Here is a 14653-nt window from a genome sequence, read left to right as displayed (position 1 = left end):
TCATGCTACAAGCCCGGCATGCTCATGTTAGTTTCGGCTAAACTGGGGGCGTGCCCAAACGAGTGGATCCTGACGTACGCAGGGAAGAAGTCGCCGACGCGGTGATCGAGGAGATCGCCGCGCACGGCCTCCGGTCCGTCACCCTCGCGCGGATCGCTGCCCGGAGCGGCTTCGCGATCGGGAGCATTCGGCACTACTTCGGGGACGCCTTGAGCGAGGTGATGCGGTTCACACTGAGCGTCCTGATCCAACGCGCGCAGAATCGCGCCCCCCAGTTGTCCAGCGACCCGGCGATCCGGATCGTCGACTTGATCACATTCACCGCGCCGACGACCGAGCAGGAACTCAAGGAGAACACCGCCCTTGTCGAGTACCGAGTACTGGGGCGCACCGACCCGGAGATCGGAGCTGAGATCGCTGCGACATCTGTCGCGGCAGGCACGGCGATCCGTTCCATCCTGCGTGAGGTCCTGGCCGACCGCGCCATCGACGAGGAAGCACTCCAACGGGAAGCATCCCTCCTGGTCACCCTCGTCGAAGGTTTCTCGCTTAGCGCCTCACTGCGCTCAGCGCCTTTGCAAGAGTCCGATGTGCGCGCCGTGGTGACATCCACCGTACAGCGTCTCCGCGACGCCTATCCGCATGTCAACGGAACCGCCTCGAACCCTTGACGGTCCGGCTCCATCAACGGTGACCCACCCCGCGGCGAGGCATCCGTATCTCCTTGGCTGGCGACGAACAAGACACACAAGAACAGCAGGAGAGGACAGGGCGCTGGCAACAGACAAACCGAAGCCACGCCCTGTGGTTGAGTAGTTCGTGGGTCGTTTGGGAGGACAGGACGCGAATGGGCTCCAATAGCCGTTCGGGGACCAGATCGACTGGTAAGTCCCGGGTAGCGACACATTGCCTTGGACCGGCCGCCGTTACCGTCAGCAGGAGGTTGCCTCCTTCTTCGCCGCGATGCGGCCCCATTACTTGCCAGGCAAGAGCTGATTGATTCTGGAGTAATTCCTGGTCGACGAGGGTGACGTGATCCTTCCGGGGACCTTCACGCACACGATAGCGTCGTCCGGCAGAACGTTCACCACCCCGTCGGCCATGCACCTTTGGTTGAAGACGGCCAGATCTTACGGATGGACCTGCACGAGGACACCCTGGCCGTTGACCAAGCGTTCGCCACCGCCTGCCCCGACGGGATCGCGCACCCGTGGCTGGCAGTGGGGCGAGAACGGGTCAGGCGGCGGTTCGAACGCCGTACCACAGGTCGCGAAATAAGCACTTTCCTATATCAGCACCATGCGGTCCGGAAGGTGGAAACTATGGGTGTCCTCCCGCTGCCTAGTGCTGTGACCGGGAAGGTTCAGCGGGTTGAGGATCGGGCCGCGAGGTCGACCGGCCCTCCTTCCCAGCGGACGCCTTCCTCACTGCGTACCCGGGCGCGCTCGTGGCGCTGGGCCGCGAGCACGTCCGGATGGCGGGCGTTGGCGTTGCGCCACCGCAGGTAGGCGTGCAGGACCCGGGTCTGCAACGTGCGGTTGGGTCGGGGGGAGTTGGCAATGGTGAACTGGCGCAGCGGCCCGAAATGCGCCTCGATCGGGTTGGCCCAGGAGGCCTAGGTCGGGGTGAAGCACAACTCGACCTTGTTCCTGGCCGCCCGGGCGCGGATCTTGGGGTCCTCCTTGTGCGCGGACAGGTTGTCCAAGAGGACGTAGACGGGAGCACCGTCGGGGCGGGCGGCGCGGATCGACTTGAGCGCGGTGATTGTGCTGTTCGCGCCGTTGCGCCGTTGGTTGGTGCCCCACAGGGTTTCGGTGCCCACGCAGTAGCAGCCGTGGAAGCAGGTCACCCCGTGGGTGCGGTGGTAGGCGGCCGGGATCCGGTCCGGGGGTTTTCGCGGAGCCCAGTCGGCGCCGTGGTCGGGGCGGATGCCGAGCGGGCCGAACTCGTCAAAGGCGAAGATCCGGTCGGGGAAGTGGGTGGTGACGCGCTAGATCCGGTCGGGTTTGGCGTCCAACTCGGGGAAGGGCGTCACCTTCCAGGTGCCGGTGGCGCAGGGTGCGCAGGGGCTCGCGGCCGATGCGGACGGGGTGTGCGCGTCTCGTGTTCAGGTAGGTGGCGAGCTTGCGCAGCGACCAGCGGGTAAAGGGTTGGCCGAGCTTGGTGGGGCCGGTGGTGGCCGTCTGGACGACGAGTTTTTCGTCCTCGCGGGTGAGTAGGCGGGGACGGCCTCCCGCCCAGTTCGGGTACAGGCAGTCCATGCCGATCCGTTTGAAGCGGTGGATCACCTCGCGCACGGTGTCCTCGTGGGCTTGGACCAGGCGGGCGATCGCGGGGACGGTGTCGCCGCTGGATGAGGCCAGGACCATCATCGCCCGCCGGTAGCGCACGGTGTCGGTGCTGACCCGGCGGACGATGCGCTGGAGTTCTCGTCCTTCGGATGGGGTGAGTCTGCGGGCTCGGACGGGCTCGGCCACCGGGTGCCTTCTGGGGGCGGAGGCGCAGTGTCGGGTCTAACCCTGGCAGGTGCCACCAACCCGGTGAACCTTCCCGGTCACAGCACTAGCGGTTATCCAGGGCCCGGAGACCGATGAGCTGTATTGGCGATGCGCTGGCTGCCAAGCTGGACGCTATGTAGTAGCTCCTTGCGGTATGTGGGTCCGAGCCGATGAATGCACCCCAGGAATTCACTCGCCTGTCGGGTGGTCACCGAACGGATCAGCGGAGCGGGCGATACCGCGGCGCCGCGCCCAGAGCCAGACCCCCGCGGCGGCCAGCACCATCAGAAGGATGCCGGGCACCATCGCCTCGCCGTGTCCGGAGCTGCGGTCGATGGTGACCTCGCTGGAGAAGAAGGAGGCGACCAGGAGCAGGATGGTGTTGTTCACTGCGTGAAGCACGACGGCCCCTTCGACTCCACCGGTGCGCCAAGTGATCACCGCGCACGCTAGCCCGGATGTGAAGGTGTAGACGAACAGCCAGGGGTCTGCCAGACCGTGGATCACGGTGAACATCAGGTTCGGCGCAAGCAGGGCCAGCAGTAGGGCGGGTGCGGGCTGCGTGGTGAAGGAGCCGAAGCTGCGTGCCAGCAGACCGCGCGCGGCGTACTCTTCGCCGGCGGCCTGCAAGGGACTGGTGAATAGCACGATCACGAACAGAGTGAAGGTGCTCACCAGCGTGGCCGATGGCCCGCTGACACCGGCCGCCTCGGGATTCAGCATCGTCCAGACGATGCCGTATACGGTCCACACCGGTACCAGCGCGCCTGCCAAGGTCAGCGCCAGCTTCCACCGGAAGCGGCCGTGCACTGAGTGCATCCATCGCCCGGATTGCCCGAACAGGAGCCGCTGCAGGCCGAGGGAGACTGGGATCAGCAATCCGATCGCGAGATTACTGGCGAGCAGCCGAGCCGGGCTCATCGTCACCACTCCGTCGCCCGGCGTCTCCGGCGGCACCAGGCTGAGGTCGAACGACTCGGAGACGAAGGTCAATCCCCAGGTAAGCGTCAAGGTGCTCACGACATAGGCGACGGGGATCAGCACGATCGCCAGCACGGCTTTCCACCAGCGGTACCCAGGAGCACGCAGGAACTGGTGGTATTCGGTCGGCCCCGGTGGCAGGACCGCCGTGCCATCGCGATTGCCGTTGCCGGCGCTCCCGATCGTCGAAGGCCTGGATGGGCTGGAGTGGTGATCTCGTGGCATGTGTTTCTCCTCGACCCACACGGCGTTCACCGTGCGAGCTGGTGGATGCGCTGTCGTGGAGCCGGCGATGAGGGAGGCGAGCGCTCTTTCCATCCCCATAGGCCCAGCTACTGGAGTCGGTCGGTTCCTTCGGGCCGGGGGTGGTGCTGGCTGCGTGCAGCACGGTCATCAGACCCCTCGGTGATCCGCACGCCAGGCATGTTAGCATAGCCATGCTAGATAAAGATTCGATGGGCCCATGTCCAAACGAGTGGACCCGGAAAATCGTCGTGAGCAGGTTGCCTCGGTTGAGGAGCAGAGCTTTGCCTGAGGAGGAGAGGGCGGACGACACACCGACTCGCGGCGATCGCACCTCACGATCGTTCATCACTCGTCCTGGAGAACCCGTGCATTCACATCACCCCGATCCTTTCGGCCGGGCATTGGCCGAACCGAAACTTGCTGCTCAGTTGCACGCCACCGTTGGCACCGGCTCGGTCCACACAGCGGGCCCTGAATTCAATCGGGCGATCACGCTGTTCAACGCCGCTGCGGAGTCCATTCCGCGCGTCGTTGTCCGGTGTACGAGCACGGCCGATGTGCAGGCCGTTGTGCGAGCCGCCCGCGACCATCAGGTTCCGTTATCGGTACGCGGCGGAGGTCATGACTTCTGGGGACGTGCGGTCCGGCCTGGTGGCATCGTTCTGGACCTGACCGGCATGCGTGGTATCCGTATCGACGCTGAGAAGCGGCACGCTGTAATAGGGGGCGGAACATTGTCCTCGGATGTCGTGTCCGCTGCTGAAGGAGTCGGGCTCACGGCTGTTACGGGCACAGCGGGGGCGGTGGGCATAGTCGGGCTGACCCTCGGGGGCGGGTACGGTCCGCTCATCGGGCGCTTCGGACTCGCGGCGGATAACCTGCTCGGTGCCGACGTCGTACTCGCCGACGGATCGCTGGTACACGCCGACGCTGAGCACCATCCGGACCTGTTCTGGGCCTTGCGTGGTGGGGGAGGCAACTTCGGTGTGGTCACCTCAGCGAGGATCCAATTGCATCCGGTGCCGACAGTGGTCTCCGGCACCATCTTGTATTCCGGTACGCACAGTCGCCGACTACTGGCTGACCTCAGCGAGGTCCGGCAGGAGAGCGCGGATGAGCTGTCGGTGGACGTCGGTTTCCTGCCCGGCCCGAGTGGGTGTCCCGTGGTCTACGTGGCACCCACCTGGTCCGGTGACATCGCGGCGGGAGACGCCGACGACGGCCCGGTCCGCACGCTGGCCCGGCTCGGGACACCACTGAGTGCAGAAATCGGGCCGGTCGCTCGCTCGGCGACCCTGGCGGCGACGGACGCGATGTTCCCCGTCGGTCGAAGGGGAGCCATCCGGACAAGGACAGTGCAGGACATCTCCGAAGACATCGTCGCCCGCCTTGAAGACGCTGCTGGCAGATTCACCTCACCCTTCTCTGCGGTCCTCGCACACGACTTCCACGGAGCTGCGACACTGCCTGACCTCGCATCGACAGCGTTCGGTTTGCGCCGACCTCACCGGATGGTCGAACTCATCGCACTGTGGGAGGGTGATGGCCGCGGCGACGAAGAACATCTTCGATGGGCCGAGGCCGTGCACGAGTCGCTGGCTCAGCACTCATTCCCGGGCGGATACGTCAACTTCCTCGGGCCTGAGCACCAGGAGCAGGTCACCGAGGCCTACGGCACCAACACGGAACGGCTTCTTGCGGTCAAGTCGGTCTTTGATCCAGATTCAGTCTTCAGCGCAACACCCCTCCCGCGGAACACCCAAGCCGGAGGACTCTAGGCAGCTTATGAGGGCTCACTGGCACCACGGCAACCGGTCAGCTGCCACAACCCGAGCCGATCACAGCGCGACGCACGACCACGCCCACACGGGCAGGGCGCCGTTGTGCTGTATCCGCAGAGCGGCGCAGCCTTCTTCGTCACTTTGCGTGGTCAAGAAGGAGACGGTCTTCCGACCCGCTCATCCCGGTGCTGGAGGAGCCAGACCGAGGGGGCGGGGCCCTCGGCCCGACGTAGTGCAAGGCTCCCGTCTCCCATCCGGAAGTGGGAGATTCTTGGGAGACGGGAGCCCCTCCCAACGGCTCTCAACGGCTCTCAACGGCTGCGAAGCTCTCTCAACGGATCGTCACGCACCGCTCGGGCACGGGTTCGTGCAGGTCACGCCAGGGCATGGGAAGAGGCGTGACCAGCCCTTCGCGCGGTGAGGGCGAGCCCGGCGATGAGCGCCACCTCCCCCGTGTTGCCCACCGCCAGCGGTGCCGTGGGCACGGCAGAGACCGCGAACATGACGGCGGCGCCCAGCAGCATCCACCCGCTGCGCGCACGCACCAGCAGCGCCGCACCGACCACGAGCAGCACGAGGACGGTCGCCACGGCCGGGACCGGCGGGGCCGACTCGGCGGCCGAGTAGCGCAGCGCGTCGCCCTCGCGGCCGGGCACCAGGGCGAGCCCGACGAGTTCGGTCACGACGCCGTAGACGATGAGCGCGGCCGTCAGCAGCCAGAACCCGGCGCGCACCGCGCGCGGGCGGGCCCAGGCGAGCCCGGCGTCGCGGGCCGCCCCGGCGGCGAAGACGATCAGCAGCGGCGTGACCAGGGCGTGCACCACGAAGCGCGGCAGGTTCAGCGCGAGCAGGAGGTCCCCGGCGCCGATGGTGGAGCCCAGCGCCACGATCCCGTTGTCGTAGACGAGTCCGGCGGCCACGGCCGCCGCCGACCAGATGTGCGGGGAACGTCGGGAGAGCGCCAGCCGGACCAGCCAGACGGTCAGGCACAGGTGGGCCAGCGCGAAGGCGGCGAAGAGGAGGGATGTCATGCGCGTCCTTCTATCTCGCTTTTCGAGAAGACAGTTTTTCGAGGGTTACCTCGGCAGTCTGCCCCATCGGGGAAGCGCCATGCGCGCGGATCGGCCCCGCCTTCGACCCCTCCCCCGCCGCCGAGGGCCCCTCCTCGGGACAGGCATCCAGCTGGAACCGGCCCGAAGGACGCGGCACGCGGGCGCGACGGCGCTCCGACCAGGGGTGGCGCAGGCCGCAGGTCGGCAGTGGGCGCGCCAAGGGGCGAGGGGGCGGGACGGAACCGAGCGCCCCGGCGCACGGCGCGGACATTCCCGGGGACGGATGTCGCCTTTCCCACGTTTGGCCAGCCCTCGGATCGCGGACCCGGTGATATTCTACAGTGGGTGCAAAAATTCCTCTTCTGCACATTTTTGGCCACCCACGGCAACCCAGTAGTCCAGCGGCCCCGGCGCCGCCCCGTCTTCTCCCCTCAGAGGTCCATCCGTGCGCACTTCCCGTCCCTTACCCGACACCGGGCAACCCTCGATCCTGCGCTCCCTGAGCGGCCTGCTCATAGTGCTGGGCGTGACGATGCTCAGCAGCACGATCGTGTCGGTCGCCCTCCCTCAGATCGTCGGGGCGCTGGACGGCAGTCAGTCGCAGTACACGTGGGTGGTGACCGCGACCCTGCTGGCCTCCACCGCCTCCACTCCGGTCTGGGGCAAGCTGGCCGACCTCTTCGACAAGAAGAAGCTGCTCCAGCTCTCGATCGGGCTGTTCATCGTCTCGTCGCTGCTGTGCGGTTTCGCGCAGACCACCGGCCAGCTCATCGCGTTCCGGGCCGTGCAGGGTCTGGGCATGGGCGCCTCGCAGGTCCTGGTACAGGTGATCATCGCCGCGATGGTCAGCCCCAAGCAGCGCGGCACCCTCAACGGCTACATCGGCGCGGTGATGGCCGTGGCCACCGTGGGCGGACCGCTGATCGGCGGTCTGCTGGCCGACCTGCCGGGCCTGGGCTGGCGCTGGTGCTTCCTCATCGGCGTGCCGTTCATGCTGGTGGCCCTGGTGGCGCTGAGCCGCACGCTCAAGCTGGTGGACGTGCGCCGCCCCGACACGAAGGTGGACTACGCGGGCGCCGCGCTGATCGCGGCGGGCGTCAGCCTCCTGCTGCTGTGGGTCACCTTCGTGGGCAACGACTTCGCGTGGATCTCCTGGCAGTCCGGGGCCATGGTCGCCGGAAGCCTGCTGCTGCTCGGCCTGGCCGTGTGGGTGGAGGCGCGCGTGTCGGAGCCGGTCGTGCCCCTGCACCTGGTCATGCGGCGCGAGACGGCCATCGCCATCCTGGCCAGCTCCGCGGTCGGCATGGCGATGTTCGGCGGCGCGGTCTTCCTGGGCCAGTACTTCCAGCTGGCGCGCGGCTACTCCCCCACCGAGGCCGGTCTGCTGACCGCCCCGCTCATGCTGGGGACGATGATCTCCTCGACCGTGTCCGGGCGCATGGTCTCGCGTTCGGGGCGGGTCAAGTCCTACGTGGTCACCGGCATGGTCACGCTGACCCTGGGCTTCCTGGTGCTGGCCACCATCGACGCGACCACGCCGCTGCTCATCGTGTGCGGGGGCATGGTGCTGATGGGGCTGGGGGTCGGCATGTCCATGCAGAACCTGGTCCTGGTGGTGCAGAACTCCGTCCCGCTGCGCGAGATCGGCGCGGCCAGCGGCACGGTCGCCTTCTTCCGCACCCTGGGCGGCACCATGGGCGTGTCCGTGCTGGGCGCCTTCCTGGCCAACCGCGTCTCCACGAACATCTCCGACGGACTGTCCGAGTCCGGGGTGAGCGCCACCGCCGGAGGCGGGGACGCCGGCACCCTGAACCTGGACGCCATGCCGCCGTTCCTGCGCGAGATCGTCGAGGGCGCCTACGGCACGTCCACCGGCGACCTGTTCCTGCTCGCCACGGGCATCGCCCTCGTCGGCCTGGTGCTGGCGGTGTTCCTGCCCCGGGTCAAGCTGCGGGACAGCCTGGACCTGCCCGATCCGGCCGCGGAGGCCGAGGGGGCCGGGAGGGCCGGGAGGGCCGAGGAGCTCGCACAGGCCCCGGAGGCCGGGGCCCCGACGGAGCCGACGAGCACGGTCGGCACCGCGGGCACGGCGCGGACCGGCCGGGAGCCGTCCGCCGACTGACCGACCCCGCACAGGAGAGGCCCTTCCCGGAATCGCCCCCGGGAAGGGCCTCTCGCGTTCGCGCCCGGAACCGGCGGCTCAGACCCCGGCGTCGGCGCCGACGCCCGCTCCGGGCCGCCGCCAGATCCCCAGCACCCGCGCGAGCACGTACACCGCCGCCGCGGCGACGAGCGCTCCGATGCCCAGCGCCCAGGGGCCGTGGTTCACCGCGATCAGCGGCAGCAGCGCGGTCAACATGCCTCCCCCGGCGATCGGGCTGAAGAAGGGCGCGCGCAGCGCGTAGGCCCGCGCGGCGTCGGTCCTGAGCTCCGGGTCGGCCGTGCGCAGCAGCATCAGGCCGACCGAGGCCACCGCCGTCAGCGTGCCGAAGTTGACGATGGAGTGCTCGAACCAGGAGTCGCGGAACATCCGCGGGCCCGCCCAGTAGAAGAAGCCCACGCACACCAGCGCGGCGACCCCGACCAGCACCAGCAGCGGCACGATGTTGCCGAGCACGACGGGCACCGCGATGGACGCGACGGCCGAGACCACCAGCAGGTCGAGCGCGACCCCCTGGACGGCGCGCAGGCTGCCGGGGTCCACCGCCTCGCCCAGCCGGGTGCGCGCGATGACCGCCTGTACGACGCCGCCGCCGATCATCGCCAGCGGGAACAGGGGCATGCCGGGGATCACGAGTCCGAGGAAGTACTGGAGCACCCAGCCGATCAGCACCGCCGCGGCGATCAGCGCCCCGTGGAAGGCCAGTCCGTCGACGAGGTCCTTGTTGAGGGTCACGCGCCCCATCGAGGACCGCGCCTCCTCGGGCAGGACCTCGGGTGCCTCCTCGCCCCGGCCCGCGCCGACGTGGCGCAGGTGACCGCGGCGGGCGCCGATGTTGATCAGCACCATGCCCATCACGATCCCGAACACCAGCCCGGCGGTGGCCGCCGCCAGCGCGAGCGCGCCGCCGTCGGCCCAGCCCAGTTCGGCGTAGACCGGCCCCATCCCGGCGGCGGTGCCGTGCCCGCCCGGCCAGCCGACCTCGATGACGGTGCCGAACATGGCGTTCACGTCCCAGAAGGGCATGAGCAGCGCGGCGCACACCAGCACGGGGACGCCGATCATCAGGAAGTCGCCCATGTAGCCGAAGAGGAGCTGCGGCGCGACGAGGTGGTAGCTCCTGCGCGGGTCGGGGATGCGCACGCCGATGAGCATCGGGGCGAAGACCACGGTGATCAGCACCCCGGGCAGCGCGGCCCAGGTGCCGATCATGCCCTCGGGGAACAGCCCCGCGCCGTAGGGCCCCAGCGCGGCCCCCAGGACGCCGCCGATGAGTGCGGCCGGGACGAACAGGCGGCGCAGCGGGGCGATCAGCAGCCGCAGCACGACTCCGGCGAGCACGAGCAGGCCGAGGACGGTGACGGCGAACAGCAGGGTGGTGACGGCGTCGCCGCCGACTTCGTCTGTGGGGAACATGCCGCTCCTTCGTACGCGCGGATCGGGGAGTGGGGTCGTCGGCCGCCTGGGCGGCCCGGACCGGCGGTCCCGCGCGGACCCCGGTCCCGCGCCGCGGTTAGAACCTGGCGAACGAGAAGGGGGCGAGGTTGTCGGGGCGCGATCCGGTGCGCGCCCAGAACGCGAGCGACTCGGCCACGGCCGGTGCGATGGCGAAGCCGTGCCCGGTCCAGCCGGTGCCGACCAGCGCGTTGGCGGTTCCCGGGATCCGGTCGATGACGGGTATCTCGTCGGCGCTGCACGACTCTGGCCGGGAGGCGTCGGCGTGGTCGAGTTCGGCCTCGGCGAGGTCGGCGTAGACCTCCGCGGCGGCCCGCATGTTGCCGCGCACGTTCTCCTCCACGGTCCGGCCCCGGCCGTGGTCGGCGTCCCAGCGGCCACGCCACCCGCCGCTCACCATGACGCCGCCGTCGGGCAGCGGCTTCAGCGACAACGAGCGGTGGTCGTGGCCGACGAGGTGGGTCATGGGTGGAGTGGAACGGGGGGTCAGCCGCAGCGCCTGCGGCAGGATCCGCCACACCGGCAGCTCCACGTCGAACTCCGTGCGCAGCAGGTCGGCGGCCCCGGCGTTGTTGAGCACCAGCAGCGCCTCACCCACCTCGTGGCGCTCCCCGCTCGCGGTGCGCACCGCGGTGACGCGGTCCCCGGAGCGCTCCACGGCGGTGACCGGGCTGTGCTCGGTGATCACGGCGCCGCGTTCGCGCGCCGCGTCGGCGAACGCCCTGGTCGTGGCGGTGTGGTCGGCGGTGCCGTCGTACGGGCAGTACAGCGCCGCCCGCACGGACTCCGAGACTCCGGGTTCCCGCGCCAGGACGCCCTCGCGGTCGAGGACCTCGGTGGGTACACCCAGGCGCCGCTGCACCGCCGCGTGGGTGTGCGCGGCGACCAGCCCGCCCCTGGTACCGGTGGTCTCCTGCTCGATGAGGAACATCCCGCCCGTGCGCTGGTAGCCCGTGGCCGCGCCCAAGCGCTGGTCGAGGGTGGGCCAGATACGGTAGGCGGCCCGCATCAGCGGAAGTTCGCGCAGGTCGCGCCGGTTGGCTCGCACACCGCGGCGGCCGAAGCCGCCCGAGGCCCCCGAGGCCACCTCGCGGGCCTCCAGGAGCAGGACGTCCGCCCCGGCCTCGGCGAGCTGCCACGCGGTGGCGCAGCCGTGCACTCCGCCCCCGATAATCACAAACTGGTAGGTCATCGGCCACTCCCTCACTGTGTGGTCGGTCTCACAGAAGCGTAGTTTTAACTACATGATTAGGTCAATGACGAAATGAAAACTTCACCAGAGGAGGGTGGCGGGTTCCGTGAGCGGGTGGGCGCCCGGCTCGACTCGCTCTCCCCCCGCGAGCGTGCGGTCACCGACTTCCTGCTCGACCGCCCCTCGGAGGCCGTGACCGCGTCGGCCGCCGAACTGGCCGCCCGCACCGGCACCAGCGACGCCACCGTCGTGCGCACGGCCCGGTCGCTGGGCTACGGCGGCCTGCGCGAACTCAAGCGCGCGGTGATGGACATGCTCACCACCAGGCGCGACCCCGCCCTGGTCCTGGACCAGCGGCTGGAGCGCCTCAGCGGCACGCGCGTGTTCGACCAGGTCCTCTCCGACAGCGTCGACCTGCTGCGGGGGCTGCCCGAGGTCCTCGACGCCGGGGCCTTCGACACGGCGGTCCGCCTGGTCGAGGGGGCCGGTCGCACCGTCGCCTACGGCATCGGACCGGCCTCGGCGACCGCCCGCTACTTCGCGGTCGAACTGGGCCGGATGGGCCGCCGGTGCACCGTCCTGGAGGCGACCGGGTTCCGGCTCGCGGACGACCTGCTGGGCATCGGCGGCGACGACGCCGTGGTGGTCTTCGCCCCGCTGCGGCTCTTCCGGGAGATCGACGCCCTCCTGGACCACGCGGCCGAGGTCGGGGCGCCCGTCGTCGTGGTCACCGAGGCCGTGGGCGAGGCCGTGCGCGACCGGGTCGAGGCGGTCCTGACCACCCCGCCCTCCACCTCGGGGGCCGCGAGCGAGAACCTCGCGAGCTGGCTGGTGGCCCACGCCCTCACCATGGAGCTGGCCGCCCGCGACCGCACCGGATCGGTCGCGGCCCACCAGCGCCTCAACCGCCTGCGCCGCGCCGTGGCCGGTGCCGAGATCGACACCGACGTCACCGACCGGGGCGGGGCCGCGGAAGGACCGGGTGGAGCGGGACGCCCTTCATGACGGCGTTTTTTCGGGTTGCGGGCGGGTCGTGGGACGCATGAGACTGCGCGTACCGCTTGTTACGGTCCGCCCCCACCCGAGAGGCCACCATGACGGACATCCCCATCGACACCCGCGTCGCCCACACCGCGCGGGTGCGGGACTACTGGCTCGGCGGCAGGGACAACTACCCGGTGGACCGCGAGATGGGCGACGCCGTCGGAGGGCTGGCGCCCCAGATCGTCGAGGCCGTCCGGGGGGACCGGCTCTTCCTGCGCCGCGCGGTCGGCCACCTGGCCCGTGAGGAGGGCGTCCGCCAGTTCCTCGACCTCGGCGCCGGACTGCCCGCCGCCGACAACACCCACGAGGTGGCGCGGGCGCACGCCCCGGACGCGCGCGTGGTCTACGTGGACAACGACCCCATGGTCCTGGCGCACGCGCGCGCCCTGCTGGTGGGCGCCGTTGAGAGACGGACCCGGTTCTTGGGGGCGGACCTGCGCGACACCGACCGGGTGCTGGAGGGCGCCGGCGCGACCCTGGACCTGGACCGCCCGGTCGCGCTGTCCCTACTGGGGACGATGGGCCACTTCGGCGACCTGGAGGAGGCCCTGGGCATCGTACGCGCCTACACGGACGCGCTGGCGCCGGGCAGTTTCCTGGCCGTGTGCGACGGCGTCCTCGCCCACGTGGAGGCCGTCACCGACGAGCGCGCGCTGGAGGCGCTCCGGCGCTGGCGGGAGAGCGTCGCGCAGCCGTACCACATGCGCACGGTGGAGGACTTCACCCGCTTCTTCGACGGGTTGGCGCTGGTCGATCCCGGGGTCGTCTGCGTCACCCGGTGGCGGCCCGAGCCGGTCGAGGTCGGAAGGGCGCGCGACATCCCCGAGTACTGCGGCCTGGCCCGCAAGAACTGAGGCGGACCCCGCGCGTACGCGGCCCGAGCTGGACCCGCCCCGTCCGCGAGGGGGCGTCCGGGCCGGTCCCCGGCCCGCGGCCCCCGTTTACGGCCTCGCGGCCCGGGTAGCCGCCGCACCCGACGGAGAACCACCGTTGCGGGACGCGTCGACGCGTCCCGCCGCTGTTGGGAGGAAGACCATGAAGGCCGTCGTATGGCACGGCATCGGTGACATCCGCCTGGATGACGTGCCGGAACCGCGCATCGAGCACTCCCAGGACGCCATCGTGCAGATCACCACGAGCGCGATCTGCGGCACCGACCTGCACATGATCCGGGGCACCATGCCGGGAATGGTGCCGGGCACCGTCCTGGGCCACGAGGGTGTCGGCGTGGTGACCGAGGTCGGTTCCCAGGTCCGCAACTTCCAGCCGGGCGACCGGGTGGTCATCCCCTCCACCATCGGGTGCGGGGCGTGCAGCTACTGCCGGTCGGGCTACTTCGCCCAGTGCGACAACGCCAACCCCGGGGGCCGACGCGCGGGCACGGCGTTCTTCGGAGGACCGGAGGCGACCGGTTCCTTCCCCGGACTCCAGGCCGAACGAGTGCGCGTCCCCTACGCCAACGTGGGACTCGTCAGCATCCCCGAGCGTGTGAGCGACGAGGAGGCCGTCCTGGTCTCCGACATCTTCCCCACGGCGTGGTTCGGGGCCAAGCTCGCCGAGATCACCCCTGGCGACACCGTCGCGGTGATGGGGTGCGGGCCCGTGGGGCTTTTCGCCGTCCTGAGCGCCTTCCTCCAGGGAGCGGGGCGCGTACTGGCGGTCGACGGGGTCGGAAGCCGGTTGGAGCAGGCGCGCCTGCTGCACGCCGAGGTGATCGACTACACCGAGGAGGACCCGGTGGCCGCCCTGGTGGAACTCACCGGGGGCATCGGCCCGGACCGCGTGATCGACGCCGTCGGGGTCGACGCGGAGCGGCCCAAGCAGGGACCGGCCGCCCGGGAGGAGATGAAGGAGCAGTTCGCGACGGAGGTCTCCGAGCTCGTGCCCGAGCCCCGGTCCCAGGGGGGCACCTGGGTTCCCGGCGACGCGCCGTCCCAGGCCGCGCGGTGGGCGGTGGACGCGATCGCGAAGGCGGGGACCCTGTCCATCATCGGCGTCTACCCGCCGACGATGACGCACTTCCCCATCGGTGCGGCGATGAACAAGAACCTCACCCTGAAGATGGGTAACTGCAACCACCGCACCTACATCCCCGAGCTTCTGGAGATGGTGGCCAGCGGCAGCGTGGACATCACCTCGGTCCTCACCCAGGAGGTGCCGTTCGACGAGGTGCTGGACTCCTACCGCGCCTTCGACCACCGCGAGCCGGGCTGGACCAAGGTGGCCGTGACCACGGCCTGATC

Annotated in this window: 10 protein-coding genes and 1 pseudogene; 6 read left to right on the top strand and 5 right to left on the bottom strand. The window is 69.9% G+C overall.

What is annotated here, in order from left to right:
* Positions 1-50 precede the first annotated feature (50 nt).
* Entirely contained in the window at positions 51-671 is a 621-nt protein-coding gene (locus KGD83_RS13695) for a TetR/AcrR family transcriptional regulator (protein ID WP_047867555.1), read from the top strand.
* 692 nt (positions 672-1363) lie between these two features.
* On the opposite strand, the pseudogene KGD83_RS29125 reads toward KGD83_RS13695, so the two are convergent.
* Together KGD83_RS29125 and KGD83_RS13685 are read right to left on the bottom strand one after the other, a co-directional pair.
* Positions 1364-2477: pseudogene (locus tag KGD83_RS29125) on the bottom strand (IS630 family transposase).
* A 210-nt stretch (positions 2478-2687) separates the two neighbouring features.
* Positions 2688-3725: a CPBP family intramembrane glutamic endopeptidase gene (locus KGD83_RS13685; RefSeq protein ID WP_160313067.1), complete on the bottom strand. Its 1038-nt coding sequence runs from the start codon at positions 3723-3725 to the stop codon at positions 2688-2690.
* A gap of 281 nt (positions 3726-4006) precedes the next feature.
* Here KGD83_RS13685 and KGD83_RS13680 point away from each other — a divergent pair, with 281 nt between their 5' ends.
* Positions 4007-5503 (top strand): FAD-binding oxidoreductase, encoded by a 1497-nt coding sequence (locus KGD83_RS13680; RefSeq protein ID WP_212644126.1) that lies wholly within the window; start codon positions 4007-4009, stop codon positions 5501-5503.
* Positions 5504-5880: 377 nt separating this feature from the next.
* On the opposite strand, the gene KGD83_RS13675 is transcribed toward KGD83_RS13680, so the two are convergent.
* A complete protein-coding gene (locus tag KGD83_RS13675; protein ID WP_047867556.1) occupies positions 5881-6537 on the bottom strand; it encodes a hypothetical protein in 657 nt (218 codons plus the stop codon).
* A gap of 553 nt (positions 6538-7090) precedes the next feature.
* On the opposite strand from KGD83_RS13675, the gene KGD83_RS13670 reads away from it, so the two are divergent.
* Complete coding sequence (locus KGD83_RS13670; protein WP_249352444.1) at positions 7091-8680, top strand: MDR family MFS transporter; 1590 nt, start codon at positions 7091-7093, stop codon at positions 8678-8680.
* 78 nt (positions 8681-8758) lie between these two features.
* Here KGD83_RS13670 and KGD83_RS13665 read toward each other — a convergent pair whose 3' ends face one another.
* Together KGD83_RS13665 and KGD83_RS13660 are read right to left on the bottom strand one after the other, a co-directional pair.
* Entirely contained in the window at positions 8759-10135 is a 1377-nt protein-coding gene (locus KGD83_RS13665) for a sodium/glutamate symporter (RefSeq protein ID WP_212644125.1), read from the bottom strand.
* Between the two features lie 97 nt (positions 10136-10232).
* On the bottom strand, positions 10233-11366 hold the full coding sequence (locus tag KGD83_RS13660; protein WP_212644124.1) for an NAD(P)/FAD-dependent oxidoreductase: 1134 nt from the start codon (positions 11364-11366) through the stop codon (positions 10233-10235).
* 72 nt (positions 11367-11438) lie between these two features.
* Between KGD83_RS13660 and KGD83_RS13655 the strand changes: the two genes are divergently transcribed.
* The 3 genes from KGD83_RS13655 to KGD83_RS13645 all read left to right on the top strand — a co-directional run bounded on the left by KGD83_RS13655 (position 11439) and on the right by KGD83_RS13645 (position 14651).
* A complete protein-coding gene (locus tag KGD83_RS13655) occupies positions 11439-12371 on the top strand; it encodes a MurR/RpiR family transcriptional regulator (protein ID WP_249352342.1) in 933 nt (310 codons plus the stop codon).
* Positions 12372-12460: 89 nt separating this feature from the next.
* Positions 12461-13264 (top strand): SAM-dependent methyltransferase, encoded by an 804-nt coding sequence (locus KGD83_RS13650; protein ID WP_212644123.1) that lies wholly within the window; start codon positions 12461-12463, stop codon positions 13262-13264.
* Between the two features lie 181 nt (positions 13265-13445).
* Positions 13446-14651 carry a zinc-dependent alcohol dehydrogenase gene (locus tag KGD83_RS13645; protein WP_212644122.1) on the top strand — a complete coding sequence of 402 codons (1206 nt, stop codon included), beginning with the start codon at positions 13446-13448 and terminating at the stop codon, positions 14649-14651.
* Positions 14652-14653: the final 2 nt, after the last annotated feature.

The organism is Nocardiopsis akebiae (genome assembly GCF_018316795.1).
In the GTDB taxonomy this organism is placed as follows: Bacteria; Actinomycetota; Actinomycetes; order Streptosporangiales; family Streptosporangiaceae; genus Nocardiopsis; species Nocardiopsis dassonvillei.
The sequence above is the reverse complement of the archived record's forward strand: the minus strand, read 5'-3'. Positions and strand labels throughout refer to the sequence as shown.